Genomic DNA, 22,852 nt, shown 5'->3' with positions numbered 1-22,852 from the left:
GAAAAGAATGGTTATAGGGAGTCTTCAAAGAGGGTTTGAGCATCCGCCCACACCATCCCTTCCGGGAGTCCCCTCAGCCAATCTCCGGTTTCATTTGCTGGACGGTACGAATATTCTCGGCCAATTTTTTTGAGGATAATTTCTTCGCCATTGACCCACGTTTGAATCGTATCCATTTCATCTATCCACATGACTATCTCCTGGTTCAATATTGGTTATCTGCCAGATTGGGTCTGTTGAAAAAAGCCGCCAGCGGCGTTCTTGCCATTTTTCCGTGCTCACGTACTCAGCGTACGCTCCGCGCGTAAAAACGGCTGCGGCCTTGCTGGACGGACTTTTTTGAACCGACCCGGAGCCTTTGATGAGTAATTTAATCCTGGGCAAATTTGTCCTTGTTAATCTTAATTATTCAACACTCCCAGATTACTCATGCGGAGGGTTGCGCTCCATTCCTAAAAAGTCCTGTCAAATATTTCTAGATGGCTTATGTCTAACCGGGGGAATAACGGCAACTATCTGGAAAGGATGTCCAACGACGTTACATGATTTGATGCAACGGACAGCAGGAAAGGGAGGGATGTCGTGGTTAGAAGCTAACTCGGACTTTTGTCTTTGTTAACGTCAGGAATTTCTGATGCTCTCTTTAAAAGGGAGGGAGTGACCCTTTAATTATTGGTTATCTGGATGTTTTTATGGAGTGGGAGTTTTCATGTCTGGGTTTTCTGTAGAAACGGGAGGCTCAATGATCGTCCCTCTGAGTAGATCGGGAGGATCGGTTTTATAGCGCCGGTCGATAATTTGAGTCACGCAGAATTGTAGTTGCCTGAGTTGCATTTCATTGAGAGACTCTGGATTTTCTGCAAATTCATGCGCTAATTTTTGGCACTTCGGCTCCATGTTTTCACCACCCTGGGCCAGAGCAAATACAGGGAAAAGAATGAGTCCGAAGAATGTTAAAAGTATTCCTGATTTCATACGTCCTCCTATTTATAAAAGAATTCTTTTCTCCCGCAGTTCTCATGGTCCCTGAGTTTAAACATTTCAAACAACGGGTTGATGAAGGAGTACTCTTAGGAGACCCGAAAAAACGAAAGAGATAAGAAGGATGGTGCCGAAGGCGGGATTTGAACCCGCACACCCCGGAGGGCGCTAGACCCTGAATCTAGTGCGTCTGCCAGTTCCGCCACTTCGGCACGTGAATGCGATTATCATCTTTTATAGAAATGCGGTCAAGTTGTCGTTATTCGATTGTTGAGGTTTTTTTGTATCTATCCCCTCCAGCCATGATTCCTGCATGAGACATCGGTGAGACAAGCATGAGGGAACTTTTTGTAAAGTTATCCCACGCTGGTAGGTTGAGAAGAAGGACCCAGAAGGGTTTCCAGAAAGGCTTGTGGCCAGCGGCCAGGAGAAGCCGTCGTCCCCGGTTCTCCAGGCAGCAGGTCGGAGGTGTCACCACTGAGAATGATTCGCTCACGAATGGTACCGGTGGCACCAAGCAAAAGAGGTGCAGGGATGCGTGGGGCATCATCAATAACCAGTAAATCAAACGGAACTTTTCGGAAGAGCGGGTCTGTAAGGATGCGGCCCGGTGTGCAGGTTATGATGCGTTTGTTTTGTGCGAAGGCTTGGCGGTTGGTGCCTTCTCCAGCGGCCAGCATTTCCCGAATTTTTTTTGTGCCGCCCAATCGTTTGATTTCTTCTTTCAATTCATCGTATTCCGGTCGCAGGTTTTTGGGAACGGTCGCTTCGGGGATCAACTCTTTAATTCGCTTTTGTGCAACTTCGACTTCTTTCATGAGTCCAAGAATTTTGCCTTGGTAAATTTCCCGGTATTCGGCCAGAGTCTCGATGTTTTTGCCGGCTACCTGCATACTCATCCGTGTCCAAATGGGAAGGGCCTCATAGTCCCGGAGCGTTTTATCGATATTTTTGACTTTCCCTTGCCAGTCACTGAGCTGGGTGAGTAATCGCCATTCCAACAATTTTACTTCGTTCAGATCTTTTTGCTTGTCGCGTTTGTAGGCCAGAATTGGAGTCAGTTCCCTGAACCGGTCATATTTTTTTCGCAATGAGACTTTTTTGGCGTTGGCCTTGGCAAAAAAATGAGACATCTGTGCTTCAAAGCCAAAGTCCTGGAGAAGCATCCCACCCGCATCTTTTACTAAAGGCAGTTCATACCGGCAGAGCAAACTTCGATAGGGCAAGGCCGCCATTTTTAAGGCGTGAGCGACCGCACCCGTTAATTGATCAACGGTGTGATGATCCGGAGCCACCAGGAGAATTCGTTTATTTTTCCGAACCTGATCGACGATTAATGTCGTCAGCTTTGTCCAGCGTGTTTGCCGCGTGTCTCCCCAGATAGTTGTCAGCACTGTGGTCGGGATGCTGTCTCTTGCGGCCTCTTGATTGGAGGGCGGTTCAGGATCCAGCCAGGGCACTAATCGTTCGGCAGGTCCAAGTGTAAAGGAATCAGGCTTACTGGCCATATCGGCCAACCGTGTGGCTCCGGTTTCGAGGAAACCCGATGTGTCGGGAATGAGGGTGCACCGATTAAGGGTTTGGCCGACGTGATCAAATGTTTGGAGTATGAGGGATCCATTTTGCCACCCCAGGAGATAGCCTTCGGTCGGTTCCATATCGTTGCCCGGCAATAGGGTCACTGGGATGTCGGGTAGGAATGTACTTCCCGGGGGAACATCACAACTATAGAGGTGAAGGGAGCCGACCGTGCGGAGGTGTCGGGCTTGGGCAATCTCTAAAGGTGCGTCTAATCCACGGCTCATGGCGACTTCCCGTTCGCTGTTGAGTTGGATTGTGGCTAAATTGAGAAGATCGTAGAGTTTCATAGAAAATTATTGATTCAGTGCTGACAGTTCCAGGAGTTCCTTGATACAGAGGGCAAGACATCCCAATCCTCCGGTGAGTGGGGTTCGATCGGCCTCACAGCCTCGATTGTGTGCACATTCAAACAGGGCCGGTAGCTTGGGATCAAGTGGGAGAGGCTCAAGTAAATAGAGTATGAGCGCCCCCGAGCTATCGGTCGAGAGGACGGCGACCCGTTGTCGGTGATCATCCTCAAAAATTACCGCTTGTGGGTTCGGGGCGACAAAGGGGCGGGCGACAGAGAGTCCGGTGAGCGGGATGGTTTGGAGAATGAGTGAGGCAGGTGGGGTGAGTGGGCGATTGGAAAAGCGAAGGTTGAGGTCCGAGAAGGGTTGGGGTGCGAGTTCTTCTTCGGCAATAGCAAATTGAGGAAAGGCCAAAAGACTAAGGGCAAATAGGGTGAGAAGGAGAAGATTGGACAGTGTGTTGGTTTGAAACGGACGGGGGGTGAGTTGGTTCATAATGGTGCTATTCCGACCTAAAGAGGAGTATGGTAGATGAAAAACCCATCTATTGTTTGCCTTGGCTGTGAAGGGTCGATGGTCTCAACCTTTGAGCCTCCACAACAGCGTTAATGCTTAAGTGTTAACGTCTATTAAGTATGGAGGAGCATAGCATATTTTTAGAGGGGTTGTTTCAAAATTCTGCATGGAATGTCTGGTTATTGTAAGCATTTCCGTAGGTTGACCTCCGATTATGAAAAAGAAGCATATTCTATGATATATGCAGCAATTACATTGACTTTTTCTACACCCAGTCTTAAGATGTTTCCCTTATTCGCCAGGCTAAGGAGACGTGTTTTATGAAGGTTATTTTGCAGGAAAATGTAGAAGGTTTAGGGTATTTGGGAGATGTATTGACGGTGACAAAAGGGTATGCACGGAACTATTTACTCCCGAGGAAAAAAGCTGTCGTAGCTGAAGAGCGACAGGTTAAATTGTTGCAGCATATCAAGCGGCAGATTGACCAAAAGGCCAAAAAAGAATTGGAGGTTCTAGGCGAGTCCGGAAAAACCCTGTCAAAAATCTCCCTGACGTTTGAAGTGCAGACCGGAAAAGACGATAAGCTGTTCGGGTCTGTGACATCCAAAGATGTGGCGGAACGATTGGCGGCTCAAGGCGTGGAGGTGGACCGAAGGAAAATTCACTTGCCACAGCCTCTCAAGGAGCTAGGGACCTTTTCGGTTGCCATCAAGCTTCACCGGGATGTGGTTCCCAAGATTAATGTGACCCTTGTGAAGAAAGCTGCAGAAGAGGCTACCCCTGAAGGGGGATCAGAAAAAGATCAGGCCGACGAAGCGGTTGTCGAGTAAGCGATGAGACATTCCGTCGGAACACTCAAAGCGATCCGTGACACTGATTATGAAGTGTATGCGGCTATCCGGGCTGAAGAAAAGAGACAGCGGGAAAACTTAGTTCTTATCGCGTCGGAAAATTACGCCAGTCCCGCGGTCCTTGGTGCCCAGGGCTGTTTGATGACCAACAAATACGCGGAGGGTTATTCCGGCCGGAGATATTATGGCGGATGCCAGCATGTGGATGCGGTTGAGGATTTAGCCATTGCGAGAGCCAAAGAAATTTTTGGGTGTGAGCATGTGAATGTCCAGCCACACTCTGGTTCCCAAGCCAATATGGCCGCGTATCTTTCGGTCCTAAAAACAGGAGACACCATCTTAGGGATGGATCTGGCCCATGGTGGGCATCTTACTCACGGCAGCCGTGTAAGTTTTTCAGGAAAACTGTTTCAGGCGTTTTCCTATGGAGTAGATCGGGAAACTGAGGAGATCAATTATGATGTGGTAGAACGGCAGGCTCAGGAAGTACGCCCTCGTATGATTGTTGTCGGTGCCAGTGCGTATTCCAAAATTATTGACTTCGCTCGTTTTCAGGCGATAGCGAAATCGATTGGTGCCTACCTCCTTGTTGATATTGCCCACATTGCGGGATTGATTGCGGTCGGGTTGCATCCAAGCCCGGTTCCCTATGCTGACTTTGTCACCACCACGACCCACAAAACGTTGCGTGGCCCACGCTCCGGCATGATTATGTGCAAAGAAGAACATGCCAAAGCCGTTGACAAAATGGTGTTCCCTGGACTGCAGGGTGGTCCGCTCATGCATGTCATTGCAGCCAAAGCGGTGGCTTTCAAAGAAGCCCTGTCTCCTGGTTTTAAGACCTATCAACAACAAGTGCTGGCGAACGCCAAGGAGTTGGCTGATGGCTTTTTGAAGCGGGGATATCGGGTGGTGTCTGGTGGGACCGAAAATCATCTGTTCCTCTTGAATCTGACACCTAAAGGCGTGACAGGGAAAGAAGCTGAAGCCGCTCTCAATGCCTCCGGCATTGTGGTCAATAAAAATGCGGTGCCGTTTGATGAAAAGCCACCGGCTGTCGCCAGCGGCATTCGTATTGGTACGCCAACGGTTTCAACCCGTGGCATGCAGAAACCCGAAATGGAGCAGATTCTTTCCTGGATGGATGAGGTCATCCAGCATTCTCAGGAAGCGTCCCTACATAAACGGATTCTGCGGGATGTCAAAGACTTGTGCTCACGATTTCCGATCTTTCATCCATACTAACCTTCCTCCACCGCCTTCCATCCTTAAGGTAAGGGCTGCTCTTTCGTGAAATGTCCTTTTTGCGACCAATTAGAAGATAAGGTCATTGATTCGCGGACCGCACGTGAAGGGGAAGTGATCAGGCGCCGTCGCGAATGTTTAGGCTGTAAGCGGCGGTTCACCACCTACGAACGAATCGAAGAAAATTTGCCGATGGTGGTCAAAAAGGACAATCGTCGAGAACCGTTTGATCGGGCAAAAATTTTAGCGGGACTCAAAAAGGCCTGCGAAAAACGGCCGGTCAGTATTGGCGCGTTAGGTGCGGCAGTTGATCGGATTGAGAAACGTATTCAGGACCTTGGAGAAACAGAAGTTCCAAGCCGAACCGTCGGAGAGGAAGTCATGCGGGCCTTAAAAGAATTGGATCCCGTCGCGTATGTTCGATTTGCCTCGGTGTATCGTGAATTTAAAGACATCGACCAGTTTATGGATACCATCCGGGCACTAACCCAAGACAGCAGGATGTCCTGATTCATGCTCATTTGTCTGTGGCGGTTAGCGAGTCCCCCAGTTTTGTCCGCGTCATAACGTGACAAGGGTAGGGATCTTCTCTTCGAAAAGATCTTCCACCTATTCCGATCATGAAAGTGGGTGTCTATGCCATCCCCCAAACCCTCCCCTCGTTCCCCGCGCATCACCAAACGTAATCCCCGGCGATCAAAGTCAAAAGTGACCTCCAGCCGGGTGGCGATTATTGGCGGGGGGCATGGCGGGACCGCGCTTATGGAAATCTTTGCGGAGGACCCTTTGGTTACCGTGGTAGGCTTAAGTGAAATTCGTCCGCACACCATGGGCGTCCGTCTCGCTAAAAAAATCGGGATTCCCGTCCTTCGCCGCTATCAGGATTTGCTCAAGATCAAAGATGTGGATCTGGTGATCGACGTGACGGGCGATCCGGATGTGGAGAAGACCCTGCTTGAGTCGCATGCCCCACACTTGGCGTTGGTGGGAGGCGCGAGCGCCAAGTTTATGTGGCAATTAATTGAAGCCCGAATCCGGGCCTCTGCCGAAATCGAAAATACCCTCACCCGGTATCAATCGCTGTTTCGTTTGTATGTCAAAGAGGAAGCCGAAGGGGCGGTGGATGAGGAGCGCACGCGCATTGCCTGTGAGATCCATGATGGTCTGGTGCAAACTCTGGTAGGAGTAAGCCTGAAGATGGAGCGTGTTCGTGAATTGGTGGCTGAGGATCCCCACAAGTGTTTGACGATGCTCAATCAGACGACCGTGCAATTGAAGCATGCCATTCAAGAGGCCAGGGAGGTGGTCTATAACCTTCGCCCTGGGCAATATGATCATTTAGCCTTTATTCCCGCGTTGTCAAACTATCTGAAGGCCTATGAAAGGGAGCACCGGATACGGACGGAGTTTGAAGGGAGTGGGGATGAATCTCAACTTGATCCGAAAGCGAAAGTCTTTGTTTTTCGCATGGTCCAGGAAGCATTAAGCAATGTGGCCAAACATGCCGGAGCCACCAAGGTGATTGTAAAAGTCACACTCAAGAAAGATGTCTTGAAAGCGACTGTCTCAGATAATGGCCAGGGTTTTGACGTCAAGGCAGAGGGGCAGAATCCTGAAAAATGGGATCATTTCGGAGTAAGAAGTATGACGGAACGGGCGAGAATGTTAGGCGGAAACGTGCAGTGGGTGTCGAAACCCGGCACCGGCACGAAGGTTGAAATTTACATTCCTCTGGTATTAAAGGAAAAGGTGCCTTATGCCCAAAACGACTAAAGTCCTCATTGTTGATGATCATCGTGTGGTGCGGGAAGGGTTATGCGCGATTCTGGAAACTAAGGACGATATCCAGGTCGTAGGGGAAGCGAAAGATGGAGGAGAGGCCGTCGAACAAACCCGACTGCTTATGCCTGATGTGATTCTCATGGATGTTAGTATGCCGGGCATGACGGGGGTGGAAGCCACGCGAATTATTAAACGGGAATTTCCTCACATCGGGGTGGTGGCCCTTACCATGTACGAAGAACAGCAATACATTTTTGATCTGGTGCGAGCCGGAGCTACCGGATATTTACTCAAAGATAGTGATTCCGCGCAAATTGTGGCTGCTATCCGGACTATTGCCCGTGGCGAGTCTCTTATTCATCCATCGGTTGCCAGTAAGATTCTGGTCGAGTTCTCTTTGTTGTCTGAAGGCAAAGGCAAAAAACGGGGAATTTTGGAACACGATCTCACCGACCGTGAAATCACCGTGTTGCAATTAGTGGCGGATGGAAAAACAAATAAGGAAATTGCGAACGTCCTGGATCTGAGTGAAAAGACCGTTAAAAATCACGTCCGCAATATCTTTCATAAACTGCATGTGTTTGATCGAACCCAAGCGGCCATCCTGGCCATTCGCAAAGGCATCATCGAACTCGAACCTCGCAAGATGTAAGCCGCGCTGCATGTCCATCTTGCCGTCTTCTTTTACGTTGTTCTCTCGTGGCACGTGAATTGCGGTTTTTTCGGTTTACCTTGCCCGCCTATTTTCGTCAGTGCTAACATGACCATATTGGGAAGTTTATTACGGAGGAGTGAATGCAATGGCGAATGTGACCTTGTTGGTGTCAAAATCCTGTTCAGCCTGCCCAAATGCAAAAACGCTGTGGAAGGGCATGCGGGTCAAATATAGTTTTAGTTACCGGGAGATTGATATTACATCGGAGGCCGGTCAAGAACTCGCGGAGCGACATGCTATTCGTGCCGTGCCAGCAACCCTGATCAATGGGCGGTTGACTTTTATCGGGGTTCCACCCCGGGAGAGCGCGGAGAAAGCGCTGCAAGCGAAGGCGAAGCCAAAACCTAAAAAAGAGGAAACTGAGGATTAATCTCAGGATTTCATCTCTACAACAACTCCTCATACACATTCTGAGGAGATAACGACCGCGTAAGATAAACGGGGTTTTCATATGCCTAATGAAGACGAAGACGAAATTGAATTAGATATTGAGTTGCCCGTCCTTCCCAGGGTCCCTTCCGGTCCTCCACCGGAATGTTCTTTCTGTGGGGATCCCATGTCCCTGATTGACGGGGATTGGAGTTGCCCTGATTGTAATGGGGAACTCATAGGACCAGAAACCGGCTAGCAATCGGCAGGATCGGTCTTTTCGCCTTACCTCCGATCGAAACTAAAAGTCCGGATGTTTACCCTTGTCAGCGGTCCATTCTTTCCTCACCTCGAATCAGCTCTTGTCGAAACGGTCCAGCAGATCAAATCGGCTGATTCCCGCGCGCCGCTCGCCATTCTTGTGCCTTCTGGATCCTTGCGCAGGAGGCTCCAATGGTTATTGTGCGCCGAGCATTCCTGTGCGCTCTTCGATCTCCATGTTCTAACATTCCACCAGTTCGCTCTCCATCTTCATGTCGAGCAAGCGGAATTGGATTCGCTGAAAGCCGGGGTGTCTTCTTTAGAACTCGTCGGCGACTTTTTCTATGAATATCTTCTAGCCGTACTTTTGGAAAAGAGCGGGCAGACCGTCGGACCCTTTGCGGGCCTTCAAGGTTCAGCAGGTCTCAGAAAGGCCGTATGGCGGAGTCTTCGGGATTTACTGGAAGCCCAAGTTGAGCCACACCTGGCTCTCCATGCGGTGGAAGAGGGTCTGTTCGATGAAATCGCGAGCACTCGCCTCGCTGGCTTACTGAACCTACAGCAGGCCATCGGGAATTTGAGCCGACAATTAGGGGTGGGATTGCCGGAAGATTTGGCCAGTTCGGTGATTCCCTGGGTTGGAATGTCGCCGTTTGTTGCCCGACTCTCGAAGATTTTTTATTACGGTTTTTACGACATCACGCAAGTTCAGCTTTCGCTGTTAGAAGAAGTGGCACGCACGAATTCCGTGAAGGTGTTTTTTCCGCTTACCGATCAACCTGCCTATCAATTTGCCCAACGATTTCTCGATCGACATTTATTGAAAGCCGGAGTGGTGTACCAACCTCTTGAGGTTAGGCACGAACCGTTCGACTTAATGACCGGGACGGGCGCCTCGCCCCCCGTGCAGGTGGTAAATGTGATTGGGAGCCAGGGGGAGCTGGTGTTTACCTGCAAAGCCATTCTGCATGCGGTGGAAACGACAGGGCATTCGTTTCATGAAATCGGGGTGGTGGCCAGGACACTCGAGCCATATGGGCTATTTCTGCGGCGGGTGTTTGAGGAGCATCGCATTCCCTTCTGCACCACAGGGACCCTGCCTCTGTTGGAAGAGCCGGTCGCCAAGCTTTGGTGGCAGATTGCCGGCTTGAGAGAAGAGCGGTATCCCTGGCAGGCACTGCTGAATGTCGTGACCTCTCCCTATTATCGATGCCTGTCGGTCAACGGACGTTCCACCTATGAACACAAGCACATCTGGAGCCAGGCCATTCGTCATTGGCGGGTTATGCAAGGTCGGGAAGATTGGGGACGTCTTGCAGCCGTCGCGAATGACCCGGAAGCCATTGGTGACTGGCAGCGGAAGGTCGGAGTGCCGCTGGAAGAGGCGTCGGTCGCGTTACAACAGTGCGCGGACGTCGTGGGTCGACTGGTGGCCGATTGTCAGGCTCTTCCGGAATCAGGCTCGATTGGTGAACTGACTCTCGCGTTTGAAGCACTCGTGAATAGACATCTTTCCTTGCTTCAAGAAGAGCCATCTTCTCAAATGGAAGAGCCGGATCAGGCCCATTCGACAAGTCTTGCACAAGCATTTGAACAGGTCATGACGCAGTTAAAGCAACTGGATCGGGTCGGGACTCCAGTGACGTGGGGGGCATGGGTGGAGGTGTTTCGCGGAGCCTTGGAAGGGACAAGACTGCCTATTCCGGGACAAAGCCTCTTAGGGGTGCAGGTGTTCGATGCGATGGCGGCGCGAGGCCATGCCTTTAGAACCGTGTTTATTCTCGGAATGAATGATCGGGTTTTTCCACGTGTGGTTCGGGAGGATGCATTTTTACGTGACGGGGATCGAAGGGTGTTGGCGGAAAGTCTTGGATATAAAATTGATGAAAAAATGAATGGGTTTGATGAAGAAGCTCTCTTATTTGCGTTGCTTCGACACGCAGCTCGTGACCGGGTGTATCTTATTTATCAACGTGCTGATCACAAAGGGCGTCCGCTGCTGCCGTCTCCTCTCCTCACGGAATGCATGAAAGAGGTGCCGGACTGTTCCGGGTCGGAGATCAGTGTGCCGTTGCGTCTGGCTGAGCGGGTAAGGATTCCATACTTTTCTCCGGGTGAAGAGACCGGACAGGAAACGCGCCTGCGGTATCTGCTTCAGGGGCGGTCGATCCAAATAGATTCTAGGGAGCCATCGTTCTGGTGGGAATTGTTTCGCCATGGACTCAAAGCGGTGGCTGCTCTTGAAAAAACGTCCACAGGCGCGGGATCGTTTGATGGGATCATGGCCGTGGAAGGCGCTCATTGGCAGGAGCTCTTGTCCCGGGGGTTGTCACCGACAGCATTGGAACGCTATGCCCAATGCCCTTTCCGGTATTGGATGGAACATGCTCTGCGTACACGGAATGTACGAGAGCCCATTTCGCGGGAAATGCCAGGTCGGGTTTGGGGGGAGTTGGGGCATGCCATTCTTCGGCACGTCTATCGCTATCTTATCGATCATAAATGGCCGGTCTCCCCAATAGAGCCCGTTCATCTCTCTTCTCTGGTCGTCTCGATTATTGATCAGGTGTGCGATACATATGCGACGCACTATGGAAAAGGGTATGTGGTCCTGTGGGAAAAAATGAAGACGCAATTAGGTGCTGTGGTATGTGCGATGATCGAGCATGATCAACAGGAGTACGTCGATCAGACCATGGTACCGGTGGATTGTGAGATCGGAGCCGAGGGTGAAATTGTCAGCGAGGTGCCGGGAGGCTCGACCGTGCTGAAGATTCATGGACGAGTGGATCGCGTGGACCGACAGTCCGATGGCCCGAGGACTCGTATTGTGGATTATAAATTTTCGGGTGGATTGCCGCCTCGAACAGATGAGCCCGATCTCGTCAATGAAGCCCTGCGTGGTCGCCGGTTACAACCTCCTTTATATTCTCTGATGTCTTCCTTAAGCCCATCCGGCCATTCTGGAGAGCATTCCAAAGAAATGATGGCGCCACATTCTGCGAGTCTTGCCGTGGAATTCCGGTTTATCCGTCCATTACATCCTGCACCTCTCACCTTTTCATCGTTTCACAGTTCGATCTGGATAACGCCAACAGGTGAACAATTATTGCGGGCCATTCGTCGTTGGATCGAAGGCATACGCGCCGGACAGTTCTTTGTTCTACCCGGTTCCTATTGTCGTGACTGCCCGTGGTCGGTGGCCTGTCGGTCGCAGCATCATCCGTCGTGGGTGAGAGCGCACGGAATTCCCCTGGCGAAAGAATTTCGGCAAGGACGAAAGCAACGGGCCACCCATGAGTAATCTCGAGCTTCTTCCCGATGCCGATGCGAGACTCATGGCGGAAACCACGTTTGATCGCAATGTCGTCGTGCTGGCCGGAGCCGGGACGGGCAAAACGACGTTGTTGGTGAATCGACTGATACATGCGCTTCTGAGGGAGCCACACCCCTTACGTTTGACGGACATGCTGGCCCTGACCTTCACGAATAAAGCTGCTAATGAAATGAAAGCGCGGCTCCGCGACCGGTTGCATGGGCTACTGGCTGATTGTGAGGCGGACCCTGGAATTGGGGGATCAGGTGGCATCGCCCTGGAGGAATTCAAGCAACGCTATCAGGTGTCCACGGAGCATGTGAGAGAAAAAGTTCGGATCGCCTTGCGTGATCTGGAGAAATCGCAAATTGCCACGCTCCATAGTTTTGCCGCTCATGTCCTTCGTCTGTATCCCTTGGAAGCCAGGGTCGATCCTCATTTTCACGAGGATGAAGGGACTCAATTTCTTGAGGCTTTTCAAGATGCGTGGGACGCCTGGTTGGAACAGGAATTAGGTGCGCAAGGTTCCGCACATGCTCAGTGGCAGGACCTGCTCAGTCACATGGGTTTGCAAGAGATTCGATCCTTTGCCTTCTCCCTCTGTCAGGATCAGATTTCTATTTCTGAATTGGATCAGCAAGTGTGTGCCGAAGGTTCCTCTCCGGCCTTTCGGAAGTGGCTACAGCGTAAACAGCATCAGGTCCGATCATTGCTGGCGCAATATGATCGTGCCAAACCCCGAAAAATTGAGAAGCTCTTATCTCTTGCTGAACGCGTATTTGATCGGGTGGGCTATGGGGAGCCATCCATGAGCCTCCCTTTGTCTGATGAGGAGAAAGCCCTGGTTGATTCCATCATTGGCAAGGCCCCGGTAGAGTGGGATGCGTCGGATTTTCAAGATGCCAGGCGGGCGGTTCAAGCTGCGCAACAGCTGTTGCAGGTCAATGAAGTTCTGTTGGGAAAGGTCCTTCATGTGCTTGGGCCGTTTGTCGAACGAGTTCGCCAGGGTTTTTCGGCGAAGGGATGGATCCGATTTGATGGGCTCTTGATCCGGGTCAGAGATCTTCTGCGGGATCATCCTATGGTCAGAGAACAATTGAAACGGAGCTATGCGGCCATAATGGTTGATGAGTTTCAGGATACGGATCCGGTTCAATATGAAATTCTGCTTTATCTAGGTGAGCGCCCAAATGAGTGCGGGAAGTTTTGGCGGGATATCCAGCTTATGCCGGGGAAGCTGTTTATTGTGGGTGATCCCAAACAATCGATCTATGCTTTTCGGCGAGCTGATATCGAGGCGTTTGATCAGGTCGTGGACAAAGTGACGCATGATGGAGGGATCGTGTGTACTCTTCTGACCAATTTTCGAAGTGATGGGGCCATTCTTGAAGCTGTCAATGCCGTGTTTGACCGGTTATTCATTCCTCAAGCCAATGTTCAACCCCCCAATGTCCCCATGGCGTTTGGACGGATGCGAGAGCCGGGTTCCGGCTCGACAGGAATGGAGATCTGTGTCATGGCCAATCCTCAAGGGGAAGACGAATGGGATGCTGAGCGGGCCACACGGGTGGAAGCCGAATGGTTAGCGGGGTGGATTGAAGAACAATTGCTGCCGGGAAGCCAGTGGATTATGGAGAAGGGAGTGAGAACCTCCTTGCGCCCCGGGCATATCGCGGTGTTGTTAAGGAAATTTACCAATGCGCAGGTGTATCTTGAAGCCTTGCAGCGCCACAACATTCCTTGCATGGCCGATGGTGAGCGGCATTTTTACCGGCGTCAGGAAGTGATTGATGTGGTGAATGTGCTTCGTGTCCTGGATGACCCCACCGACGCTCTGGCCCTTGTGGGCATTCTCCGGTCTTCGTTAGGCGGGCTGACGGATCGGGAGGTTATGGATGTGATGCAACTTGGCCCGTTGGATATCCGGCAGGCTCAGAAACTTAGTGCATGGGCGAGTTCCCAACAGTCAGTCATTCAGGGCCTGTTCCAGCGACTGGCCTGGCTTCATGCCCAGGCACATCGACTGCCTATTCCGGAATTGCTCGATCACCTGTTTCAACAACTTCCTCTTGTGGAATTGGCCGCCGCCTCGAACCATGGTGAACAGGCGGTGGTGAATGTCTGGAAGCTTCGTGACCTTATGAGTGAACAGGCGGCCATGCCTTCTCTCTCGTTTTCTGCCTGGGTGGAGCGCTTGGTCGACTCCCTCATGACCCATCCTTCAGAGCCGGAAGCCCCTTTGGCCGAAGAGACGTTGGACGCGGTCCGTGTCCTAACGATTCATAAAGCCAAAGGCCTCGAATTCCCCGTGGTGATATTGCCCGGGTTGCATCAGAAGGCCACAGGACTGGAGCGCGGGGCACAGATTACATTTGACTGGATTAGCGGATTGTACGGTTGTACGCTGCCACCTGTGTGGAATGCAGGCCAGGTGCCTCTGTGGGAAAAGCAACGGATTCGAGAAGCCGCCGAACAGCGACGTCTGCTATATGTGGGAATGACCAGGGCCAGGGAGCGCTTAATCTTGTCAGGGGGCATACTTCCGAAAGTGGGTGGGGAGAGTTTTTTAAGTCTTATTCAGGGGATTGTTGAAGAAGAGGTCGGGAATCCGGAGTTGGATATTGTGCGGGTGGGAGGAGTCTGCATTCCTCACACCGTCGTGACGCCCGCGGTGTTGAAATCCTGGCCCCCCCCAAAGCACCATGCTGATCCAGAAGGTAGCGGTGAGGTAATGATCGCGACGCCCCAGTGGGACGCACGTGAAATAAGATGGCAACAGACCAGTCAGGCTGAGGCCTACCTCAATCCCTCCATGCTGCATCAGACGAAATCGGCCCCGGAGTGGGGAAAGAGGGGGCAAGGTTCACGTGGGACCGGTCAGCGTCTCGGGATTTTGATGCATCGGGTGCTTCAACGGTGGAATTTTCAGAATGAGCATGAAATGGTTCAATGTGCGCTCCTCGATTTTTGCGAACGCCAGTTACCAGGGCAGTCGGAGTTGGACAAACGTGAGATGGTCAGAGAACTTGGAGCACTCTTTGATCACTTTCTCGGTTCAACGGGGTATCGGGAATTGCAGAGGGCGACTATTCTCGGTCGGGAGGTTCCGTTTGCGGTGCCATGGCCTGTCGGGCCACATGAGTCGCACTTGCCACGGACTCGGGTGATGGAGGGGGTGATGGATGTGGTCTATGAAATCGATGGGGAGATATGGGTTGGCGATTATAAAACGGATCACGTATCCTCTCGCACGGTGGGGCAGCGCGCAGAGACTTATCGGGAACAAGGGCAGGCCTATGCGCGGGCCGCTCGCCAATGCTTGGGTCCTGCGGTCAAAGGGTGTAAACTCTTTTTTATTCGGCTCGGTGAAGTGGTCACGGTGACTGCAGAAACCGAGGAAAATATGTTTCAACACGAACCATAGATGACAAGAAGGAGGAAGCAATGAGGAATTGGAGGATGCAGGTATGCGTTGGGGTCTATTTCATCATGATGGCGGCAGGAGGGTGCGCATCCGACAAACCAGCGCCGTTGACAGCCTTGGCCCCTCCTCCAAATGTGGATACCCAAGTGTTGCAGGTTATGACCGAAGGCAAGCGCCTCTTTGACGAAGGCCGGTGGGAAGCGGCACGACAACAATTTCAAGTTGCTGTCCAACAACAAGCCGATCTGGCGGAAGCACACTATAATCTCGCTTTGTGCATGGACAAAATGGGCGATCAAGCCGGCGCAAAGAAACATTTTATTGAGGCTGCCAACCTTGCTCCCGGTAATAAAGTGATTTGGAATTCCCCACCGCTCCGACGGTATGGCAATGTTCCCGATGCCCCTACGCAGGCTACCTCGGCTCCGGTCATTCCGGGATTCGGCGGGGGAGCGACTCCAGGCGGCGGGGGTAGGGGTTTTTAGCGAGCTGCTTGTGGATTTCTCGGAATCGGATAAAAAAGCGTGAGGATTTGAGGCCTATGCCCGTTTGTAGCCCCGAAGAATCATGAAGACGCCGACCGCAATCATCGGGATGCAGAGTAACTGACCCATCGTGATCCACTGGAAAATAAACCCTAAATGACTATCGGGTTCACGGAAAAATTCTACAATAAAGCGAGCGACTCCATATCCGCAGATGAAGGTCCAAAACATGGTTCCCGGTGGGGTGGATCGGCGGTTGATGATCCATAAAAGAACAAAGAGTGCAACGCCTTCCAAGCCTGCCTCATAGAGTTGCGAGGGGTGTCGGCACTCAGGGCCGCCATGGGGGAACACCATGCACCATTCAACATCGGTCGGCCGCCCGAATAATTCTCCGTTGATAAAATTCCCCATCCGTCCAAAGCCCAACCCGATCGGAGCCGCTCCTGCGGCTAAGTCGGCGATGGGCCAAACAGGAAATCCGCGGGTTTTGCAAAAGATCCAGATCGCGATACATGTGCCGATCAGCCCGCCGTGAAATGACATTCCCCCTTCCCATACCGCAAAAATTTTGAGGGGATGGTCCAGATAAAAGGGAAGGTTATAAAACAACACATATCCCAATCGCCCCCCGAGAAAGACGCCAAAGGCGGCATAGACGATAAGATCGGATAATTGTTGTGGTGGGAGAGAGACATTCTTTGTGGCGGCTCTGGACTTGATGAGCCAATAGGCTCCTGCCAGTCCCAGAAGGTACATGAGGCCATACCATCGAAGAGCCAGGGGCCCGATACGAAAAAACACCGGATCAATGTCCGGGTAGGGGATCCGCGCAAGGTCCGCCAAAATGGAGACAGGATCGAGGGTCATCATCCGGTAACGTGCCTTACCTCACGACGGAGGTGCCCGGAAGACGTTAGTGCTCCATATAAAGGCGCTCCCTCATTGAGTCGCCGAATGGGAAGAAGGTGTACCACCTGCATCACCAGGGGCGAGCCCGATGGGAGAACTGTGTTCTTTTTGGAAAGTGACAAAATGGCTATCGGCAAGGGTTTGTGGAGCAGAATAGGGTTGCCTTACACTAACAGGAAACGGGTCGGGTCATGTGGTTTGGAAGACATCACAGCATCTACCTACCATAAATGCGGATGAAAGAAAAGAGATATTGGCGGTAATTGAAAGTCGATATTGTAACGAGAGGCGTAGACGTCATGGGTGAAATGGGATCATCGTCTCGTTCAAACGGTGCCGAAATCATTCTGGATTGCATTAGTGACGGCGTGATTACGATTGATCTGCAGAAACGTGTGACCTTTTTGAATCGGGCGATGCAGAAGATGCTGGGGTACAACGTCGATGCGGCGGGGACACTCCTAGCCTGTGATGTCCTGATCCAGAGTAATATCTGCTCGACGAAGGAATGTGTCCTGGAGCGGGCGCTTCAGGGAGAGCGGGTGTCGAATTTTGAAGCGATGGTTCGTCGACGTGATGGCGTCCATATTCCGGTGAGCATTAATACCGACTTTTTATTGGATAAGGAAGGCAAGCTGATCGGGTTAATCGAAGTCATTCGTGATATTTCGCTGGTTCGCGAGTTAAGTGCCAAGGTGGAAGAGGTGTCGGAGCTCAAACATCGGCTGGGAGAGCAGACCAAGCTGGATAACATGGTTGGTCGGTGTCCTCGCATGCAGGACATTATGGCCAAATTGCCGATCATCGCCGCTTCGAAATCCTCCGTTCTCATCACCGGAGAAAGTGGAACGGGCAAGGAATTAATTGCCTGTGCGTTACACGCCCACAGTCCGAGAAAGCATGCCCCTTTCGTCGTGGTGAATTGCTCAAGTCTATCTGAGGGCATTCTGGAGAGTGAAATATTCGGTCATGTCAAAGGAGCCTTTACCAACGCGTATTTTGATAAACCGGGCCGGTTTGAAATTGCGAATGGTGGCACGATTTTTCTTGATGAAATCGGGGAGATGAGTGTCGCCACCCAAGTGAAATTATTGGGAGTTCTTGAGAGGGGGCAGTTTGAGCGGGTTGGATCCAATGACACGATCACGGTGGATGTGAGAGTAATCGCGGCCACGAATCGGAATCTGGAAGAAGCTGTTCAGCAGGGACGGTTTCGGGAGGATTTGTATTTTCGTATACGGGTGATTCCGATTGTGCTGCCCCCCCTACGCGAGCGAACGGGGGATATTCCCCTGCTCGTGAATCACTTTCTCGAAAAATTCAACCGCGAAATGGGTAAGCATATTGTCAGCTTGTCCCCGCAATGTTTAACGGCGCTCAGCCGGTACCCGTTTCCCGGCAATATCAGGGAATTGCAGAATATGATCGAGCATGCCTTTGTGTGCTGCGAAGGGGATACGATTCAATTTGAGCATCTTCCAGCCGACCTCCATCGGTATTGTTGGGAGCATCGGGAATGGACGGATTCCGAATCACTGGAAGCCTTGGAGCGACAAGCCATTTGCCGGGCGTTGGAAAAATCAGGTTGGCGGCTGAAGGACGCTTCTCAACAGTTAGGAATTGGGCGATCGACTTTGTGGCGGAAGGTCAAACAATATGGAATAACTCAAACAACGTAAAAATGTTTCATTTTGGTTTATGTTGTTACCTAATTGTGCCATGTGTGTTAAAGTGTTATGTTTACAATGATTTATGAAGATTTAATTCATGGGATTTAATTGCATTTGTTCCATTATGAAACATTTCAGGAAAGATGTTTTAAATAAATTCTATATTTATCAAATGCTTGTGCTGAATATATTACGGCACATGGTTTGCTTTTCTCCTTGATTAATTGCGCATTGATTTTATTATTCTTTTTCCTGTGAGAAGGAGTGCTTGTTATGGATTGTCCGCGTTGTCAGGGAATAATGATTCAAGATAAGTTCGGTGATGTGGCCGATGAATCCGGGGCCATATATTTTTCGGGTTGGCGGTGTATTACCTGTGGGGAAATTTTGGATCCGGTGATTTCTGAAAATCGCCGCCATCACCATGAACCCCTCATCGGGCGTTCGCGTAAAAAGTTTGCCACCCAACTAGGGTAGGTGTCTTTGCCCGTCGTTTTTTGTTCGTATCCCTCTAGTCAATTGTGCAGGTGTGGTAAGAAACCCGAAATCCTCTTAAGTCTGTGAGGGTTTCGGGTTCTCTTTGATTCATGGTCTAATGGGGCGGCGAGAAAGGTGGCGACCTACTGCGTCGCATATGTGAAATTTATTATGAGTGTCTGTGACATAAGGAGATTATTGAATGGCTGATGAACAAAACCCGCCCGGTCCCGCGACCCCACCCAATCAACCTGGAGGGAATCCATTGCCGGGCGTGAAACACATCATTGCGGTGAGCAGTGGCAAAGGCGGAGTCGGCAAATCCACGGTTACCGTAAACCTGGCAGTTGCGCTTAAGCAGCAAGGCTATGCGGTAGGATTAATGGATGCGGATGTGTATGGACCGAATATTCCTCTGATGATCGGGGTGTCAAAAGAGCCTGGAAAGGATGGGGACAAAATTCTGCCTGCCGAGGGGCAGGGAGTGAAAGTGATTTCCATGGGATTTTTCGTGCCGGAAGACACGCCCGTGGTGTGGCGTGGACCCATGGTTCATTCGGCGATCCAGCAATTTTTTCGTGATGTGGTCTGGGGGGAACTGGATTATTTGCTGATCGATTTGCCTCCTGGGACTGGAGATGTGCCTTTAACCTTGTCGCAATTAGTGCCGTTGACCGGAGCGATTACTGTGACCACTCCGCAGGAAGTGGCTCTGCAGGATGTGAGGAAAGGCATGACGATGTTCAAAAAGGTGAATGTCCCGTTGCTCGGGGTGATTGAAAATATGAGTTATTTTGTTTGTGGACATTGTCACGAACGGACAGAAATTTTTTCGACTGGTGGTGGGGAACGTGCCGCTCAGAAATTTGAGATCCCATTTTTAGGACGAATTCCGATTGATCCGGCTATCCGGGAGGGGGGAGATAAAGGTACTCCAATTGTCAGCAATGATCCCTCGTCGCCCCAAGCCCAGGCCTTTCTTCAGATTGCCAAAGCCCTGACGGCCAATATCGAACAGGCGGAAAAAGGGAACGGGGATGCTGCGCCCTCCATTTCCAGTTTACTTAAAAAAATTACTGATCCCTTGAAGAAATCTTAAATGAACGCATGTTCATGTTGAGGAGAACCTATGTCGGAGTTAGTGCGTATCGCGAAAATAGATGAAGTGGAAGAAGGAAAAGGAATGGTGGTGGAAGCCGGTGAGAAATGTCTGGCCCTTTTTAAAGTGGATGGAGCCTTTCATGTCATCGATAACACCTGTCTCCATAGAGGGGGGCCTTTAGGTGAGGGCGATGTTGAAGGGGAAACGGTGTCCTGCCCCTGGCATGGGTGGGAGTACAATGTGAAAACCGGACATTGCCTGACGAATCCCTCCAGTCATGTGAGATCCTACCCGACCGTCGTTGAAGATGGAGAAGTGAAAGTCGATCTGTCCCAGGCATAGAAAAGGCCATCTTGTTGAGACACGGTGGTCATGAGCGGTCATTCTGCATCACAAACGGGGGAAGAGTGACCGGTTGTAGCAAGGCCCGTCCGGGCCACATCTCTGTCATGGGTAACATTCCCCTTGTGAGTCAATGCGATCTTTCATGCCACCTTAACTCAGTCAGATCCGGTCAGACCGTTCACCCGAATGTCCGGTCCTGGCTACCATCCGGTGTTTTTCTCCCTTCCCCGTATTACCTTTTAGAGAGCATATTTCATCTCCGGTGGCATGATTTGTTGATGACAATCAATCAGGCATAGCATCCCCTTGGGGTTCTTGATAACATTGAGGCATTAACTGTGTGGTGTTGATGTAGACCTCTATGTTTGTCAAACGTCTTTTGCTGTTCATCCCGTTGACTCTTGTCCTTTTTTTGCTGCAATCCTATTTTTGGGTTCCTACCTACGAACACCAGGCTGCCGGTAATCCGGATCGTTTGGTCACCTATATTGAGGCGTCCAGCGGGGATGCCAAAATTCTCAATCCTATCTTGAACGCGGATTCTGCCAGCTCCAATATTGTGAGCCACGTGTTTGAGGGGTTGCTGGATTTGGACGAAGACTTGAAGCTTCGGGGCCGATTGGCCACCGATTGGCAGATTACGGAACAAGCCTATCTCCTGGTTAACCCGCATCACCGCTTTCCGGATGGATCGGAAGTGACAGGGAGTGAGCTTTTCCGGAAGATTCATGAGGCTTGGAAGGCTGGAACCATTGAGGGGTTGCAGGAGAGGGTGCAATCCATTGAATTATTGCCTTCCGGGCAACGATCGGAACCCGTCTCACTCTTGGTGCCCAATGCGGAAGGCACACCTCAGCTCAAAGAGCTCTCCGTGACCATTGACGTACCGGAACGAGTGGCATTTACCCTCTCGGAAGTGGACCAGGATTTATTTGACCGCTTAACGCCGGTTCTCGGGGAGCGGTACTTTGAGCACTTTCCTTATGACGCATTCATTCATCCTCAAGAACCGGTTTCCAAGGAGTTGGAGGAACCCCTGCGGGCCAAATTCCCTGATATTCTTCCCGTGGGCGAGCATAATCCCACCATCCTGTTCCATCTTCGCCAGGGTGTGAAGTTCCACGATGGGCATGTCCTCGACGCCGGAGATGTGAAGTTTACCTATGAATCCATTATGAATCCAAAAAATTTGTCTCCACGGACTCCGGACTTCGAGCCGATTAAAACCGTGAATATTCTGGATCCCTCCACCATACAAATTGTCTATAAACGCCTCTATTCCCCGGCCATCAATGCGTGGACGATGGGGATCCTCCCCGAGCATCTTCTCAATGCCGAGGCCTTAGCCCGTGAAAAACAAGAGCGCGGATTGTCGGAGGAGGCTCAAAAGACATTCGGGATGCGAGAGAGTCTGTTTAATCGACACCCCATCGGCAGCGGGCGCTTTGAGTTTGTCGAATGGCAGGGAGATGAATTTATTCATCTTCGACGGTATGAGGACTATTGGGAAGGGCCCGCTGAATATCATGAATATTATATGCGCATCATTCCCGAACTGTTCACACAAGAAGTGGAATTTCGTACGGGCGCGGTCGATTTCTATGCGGCTCAGCCTCATCAGGTTGACCGGTATAAAAACGATCCAAGCTACCAATGGTTTAGCAGCCTGGGATTTGCCTACACCTATATTGGTTATAACAACCGAAAACCGTTATTTGCGGATCCGAAGATCAGGACAGCTCTGGGGATGGCGATTAATGTTGACGAGATCATCACCTATCTTGTGTATGGAGAAGGCGAACGGACGACCGGGCCCTATCCCCGAAATACCGAATGGTATGATCAGACAATCCAACCTCTTCCTTACGACCCTCAAGGAGCCGTTGCGATTTTCGAGAATGCCGGATGGAAAATGAATAGGGACGGGTGGCTCGAAAAAGATGGGAAGATTTTTGAGTTTAACCTCATTACGAATAACGGGAACCCTATCAGAAAAAATTTGATGACCATCGCGCAGAACGCCTGGAAAAAGATCGGTGTTAAAGTGAATACACAGGTCTTTGAATGGGCCGTGTTTTTGAACGATTTTGTGAATACCGGAGACTTTGATGCGGTTGTGTTGGGCTGGAGCATGGGCATCGATCCCGATCTCTATCAGATTTGGCATTCCAGTCAGGCCGGGCCGCAACAATTAAATTTTGTGGGGTACAACAACCCGCGCGCTGACGCGCTCATTGTCCGGATCCGCCAGGAATACAATAGAGATCGACAAGAGCAATTAACGCACGAGCTTCATCGGTTGATTCATGAGGACCAACCCTATACCTTTCTCTATGCCCCGTTGAGTACGCGGGTCCTGGATAAGAAAATTGTGCTGGTCGAAAAAGGGCCGGATGGGAAGGAACAGTTCAAAAAGATTTATCCCACCAAAAGCGGGGATATCACGTTTTATTTCCATAAATGGCGGAAGCTCGAATTCACGCCGAAATTTTCCCTTGATGGGTAACGACGACATAATTTGACGGCTGAT

19 protein-coding genes and 1 tRNA gene are annotated in these 22,852 nt (G+C 50.9%); 14 read left to right on the top strand and 6 right to left on the bottom strand.

Going from position 1 to position 22,852, the window contains the following annotated elements; genetic code table 11:
* Positions 1-11: 11 nt before the first annotated feature.
* The 5 genes from H6750_16330 to H6750_16310 form a co-directional block, all read right to left on the bottom strand.
* Positions 12-191: a hypothetical protein gene (locus H6750_16330; protein ID MCB9775873.1), complete on the bottom strand. Its 180-nt coding sequence runs from the start codon at positions 189-191 to the stop codon at positions 12-14.
* Positions 192-690: 499 nt separating this feature from the next.
* On the bottom strand, positions 691-975 hold the full coding sequence (locus H6750_16325) for a hypothetical protein (protein MCB9775872.1): 285 nt from the start codon (positions 973-975) through the stop codon (positions 691-693).
* 131 nt (positions 976-1,106) lie between these two features.
* Positions 1,107-1,193 (bottom strand) — tRNA-Leu (locus tag H6750_16320).
* 144 nt (positions 1,194-1,337) lie between these two features.
* Positions 1,338-2,849 carry a hypothetical protein gene (locus tag H6750_16315; protein MCB9775871.1) on the bottom strand — a complete coding sequence of 504 codons (1,512 nt, stop codon included), beginning with the start codon at positions 2,847-2,849 and terminating at the stop codon, positions 1,338-1,340.
* A gap of 6 nt (positions 2,850-2,855) precedes the next feature.
* Positions 2,856-3,347, bottom strand: a complete 492-nt coding sequence (locus H6750_16310) for a hypothetical protein (protein MCB9775870.1) — start codon at positions 3,345-3,347, stop codon at positions 2,856-2,858.
* 341 nt (positions 3,348-3,688) lie between these two features.
* Here H6750_16310 and H6750_16305 point away from each other — a divergent pair, with 341 nt between their 5' ends.
* From H6750_16305 to H6750_16265, 9 genes are all read left to right on the top strand, one after another.
* Entirely contained in the window at positions 3,689-4,198 is a 510-nt protein-coding gene (locus H6750_16305) for a 50S ribosomal protein L9 (protein ID MCB9775869.1), read from the top strand.
* A gap of 3 nt (positions 4,199-4,201) precedes the next feature.
* A complete protein-coding gene (locus H6750_16300; protein MCB9775868.1) occupies positions 4,202-5,464 on the top strand; it encodes a serine hydroxymethyltransferase in 1,263 nt (420 codons plus the stop codon).
* Between the two features lie 45 nt (positions 5,465-5,509).
* Complete coding sequence (nrdR, locus tag H6750_16295) at positions 5,510-5,974, top strand: transcriptional repressor NrdR (protein MCB9775867.1); 465 nt, start codon at positions 5,510-5,512, stop codon at positions 5,972-5,974.
* Between the two features lie 126 nt (positions 5,975-6,100).
* A complete protein-coding gene (locus H6750_16290) occupies positions 6,101-7,237 on the top strand; it encodes a hypothetical protein (protein MCB9775866.1) in 1,137 nt (378 codons plus the stop codon).
* Positions 7,221-7,898 carry a response regulator transcription factor gene (locus H6750_16285; GenBank protein MCB9775865.1) on the top strand — a complete coding sequence of 226 codons (678 nt, stop codon included), beginning with the start codon at positions 7,221-7,223 and terminating at the stop codon, positions 7,896-7,898. The genes H6750_16290 and H6750_16285 overlap by 17 nt, the downstream gene beginning before the upstream one ends.
* A 148-nt stretch (positions 7,899-8,046) precedes the next feature.
* Positions 8,047-8,331 (top strand): thioredoxin family protein, encoded by a 285-nt coding sequence (locus H6750_16280; GenBank protein MCB9775864.1) that lies wholly within the window; start codon positions 8,047-8,049, stop codon positions 8,329-8,331.
* A gap of 312 nt (positions 8,332-8,643) precedes the next feature.
* Positions 8,644-11,895, top strand: coding sequence for an exodeoxyribonuclease V subunit gamma (locus H6750_16275; GenBank protein MCB9775863.1), 3,252 nt, complete (start codon positions 8,644-8,646; stop codon positions 11,893-11,895).
* A complete protein-coding gene (locus H6750_16270; protein ID MCB9775862.1) occupies positions 11,888-15,331 on the top strand; it encodes a UvrD-helicase domain-containing protein in 3,444 nt (1,147 codons plus the stop codon). Before H6750_16275 ends, H6750_16270 begins: the two co-directional genes overlap by 8 nt.
* A gap of 35 nt (positions 15,332-15,366) precedes the next feature.
* On the top strand, positions 15,367-15,816 hold the full coding sequence (locus H6750_16265; protein MCB9775861.1) for a tetratricopeptide repeat protein: 450 nt from the start codon (positions 15,367-15,369) through the stop codon (positions 15,814-15,816).
* A 54-nt stretch (positions 15,817-15,870) separates the two neighbouring features.
* Here the strand turns inward: H6750_16265 and H6750_16260 are convergent, their stop codons facing one another.
* Positions 15,871-16,644 (bottom strand): prolipoprotein diacylglyceryl transferase, encoded by a 774-nt coding sequence (locus tag H6750_16260; GenBank protein ID MCB9775860.1) that lies wholly within the window; start codon positions 16,642-16,644, stop codon positions 15,871-15,873.
* Positions 16,645-17,027: 383 nt separating this feature from the next.
* Here H6750_16260 and H6750_16255 point away from each other — a divergent pair, with 383 nt between their 5' ends.
* The 5 genes from H6750_16255 to H6750_16235 all read left to right on the top strand — a co-directional run bounded on the left by H6750_16255 (position 17,028) and on the right by H6750_16235 (position 22,828).
* Positions 17,028-18,407 (top strand): sigma 54-interacting transcriptional regulator, encoded by a 1,380-nt coding sequence (locus H6750_16255; protein MCB9775859.1) that lies wholly within the window; start codon positions 17,028-17,030, stop codon positions 18,405-18,407.
* A gap of 264 nt (positions 18,408-18,671) precedes the next feature.
* Positions 18,672-18,875 (top strand): hypothetical protein, encoded by a 204-nt coding sequence (locus tag H6750_16250; GenBank protein MCB9775858.1) that lies wholly within the window; start codon positions 18,672-18,674, stop codon positions 18,873-18,875.
* Between the two features lie 202 nt (positions 18,876-19,077).
* Positions 19,078-19,974: an Mrp/NBP35 family ATP-binding protein gene (locus H6750_16245; GenBank protein MCB9775857.1), complete on the top strand. Its 897-nt coding sequence runs from the start codon at positions 19,078-19,080 to the stop codon at positions 19,972-19,974.
* Between the two features lie 30 nt (positions 19,975-20,004).
* Positions 20,005-20,319 carry a Rieske 2Fe-2S domain-containing protein gene (locus H6750_16240; GenBank protein ID MCB9775856.1) on the top strand — a complete coding sequence of 105 codons (315 nt, stop codon included), beginning with the start codon at positions 20,005-20,007 and terminating at the stop codon, positions 20,317-20,319.
* Between the two features lie 364 nt (positions 20,320-20,683).
* Positions 20,684-22,828 (top strand): peptide ABC transporter substrate-binding protein, encoded by a 2,145-nt coding sequence (locus tag H6750_16235; protein MCB9775855.1) that lies wholly within the window; start codon positions 20,684-20,686, stop codon positions 22,826-22,828.
* Positions 22,829-22,852: the final 24 nt, after the last annotated feature.

The sequence above is a fragment of the Nitrospiraceae bacterium genome, from assembly GCA_020632595.1.
In the GTDB taxonomy this organism is placed as follows: domain Bacteria; phylum Nitrospirota; class Nitrospiria; order Nitrospirales; family UBA8639; genus Nitrospira_E.
This window is presented reverse-complemented; position numbering and strand designations above follow the sequence as displayed.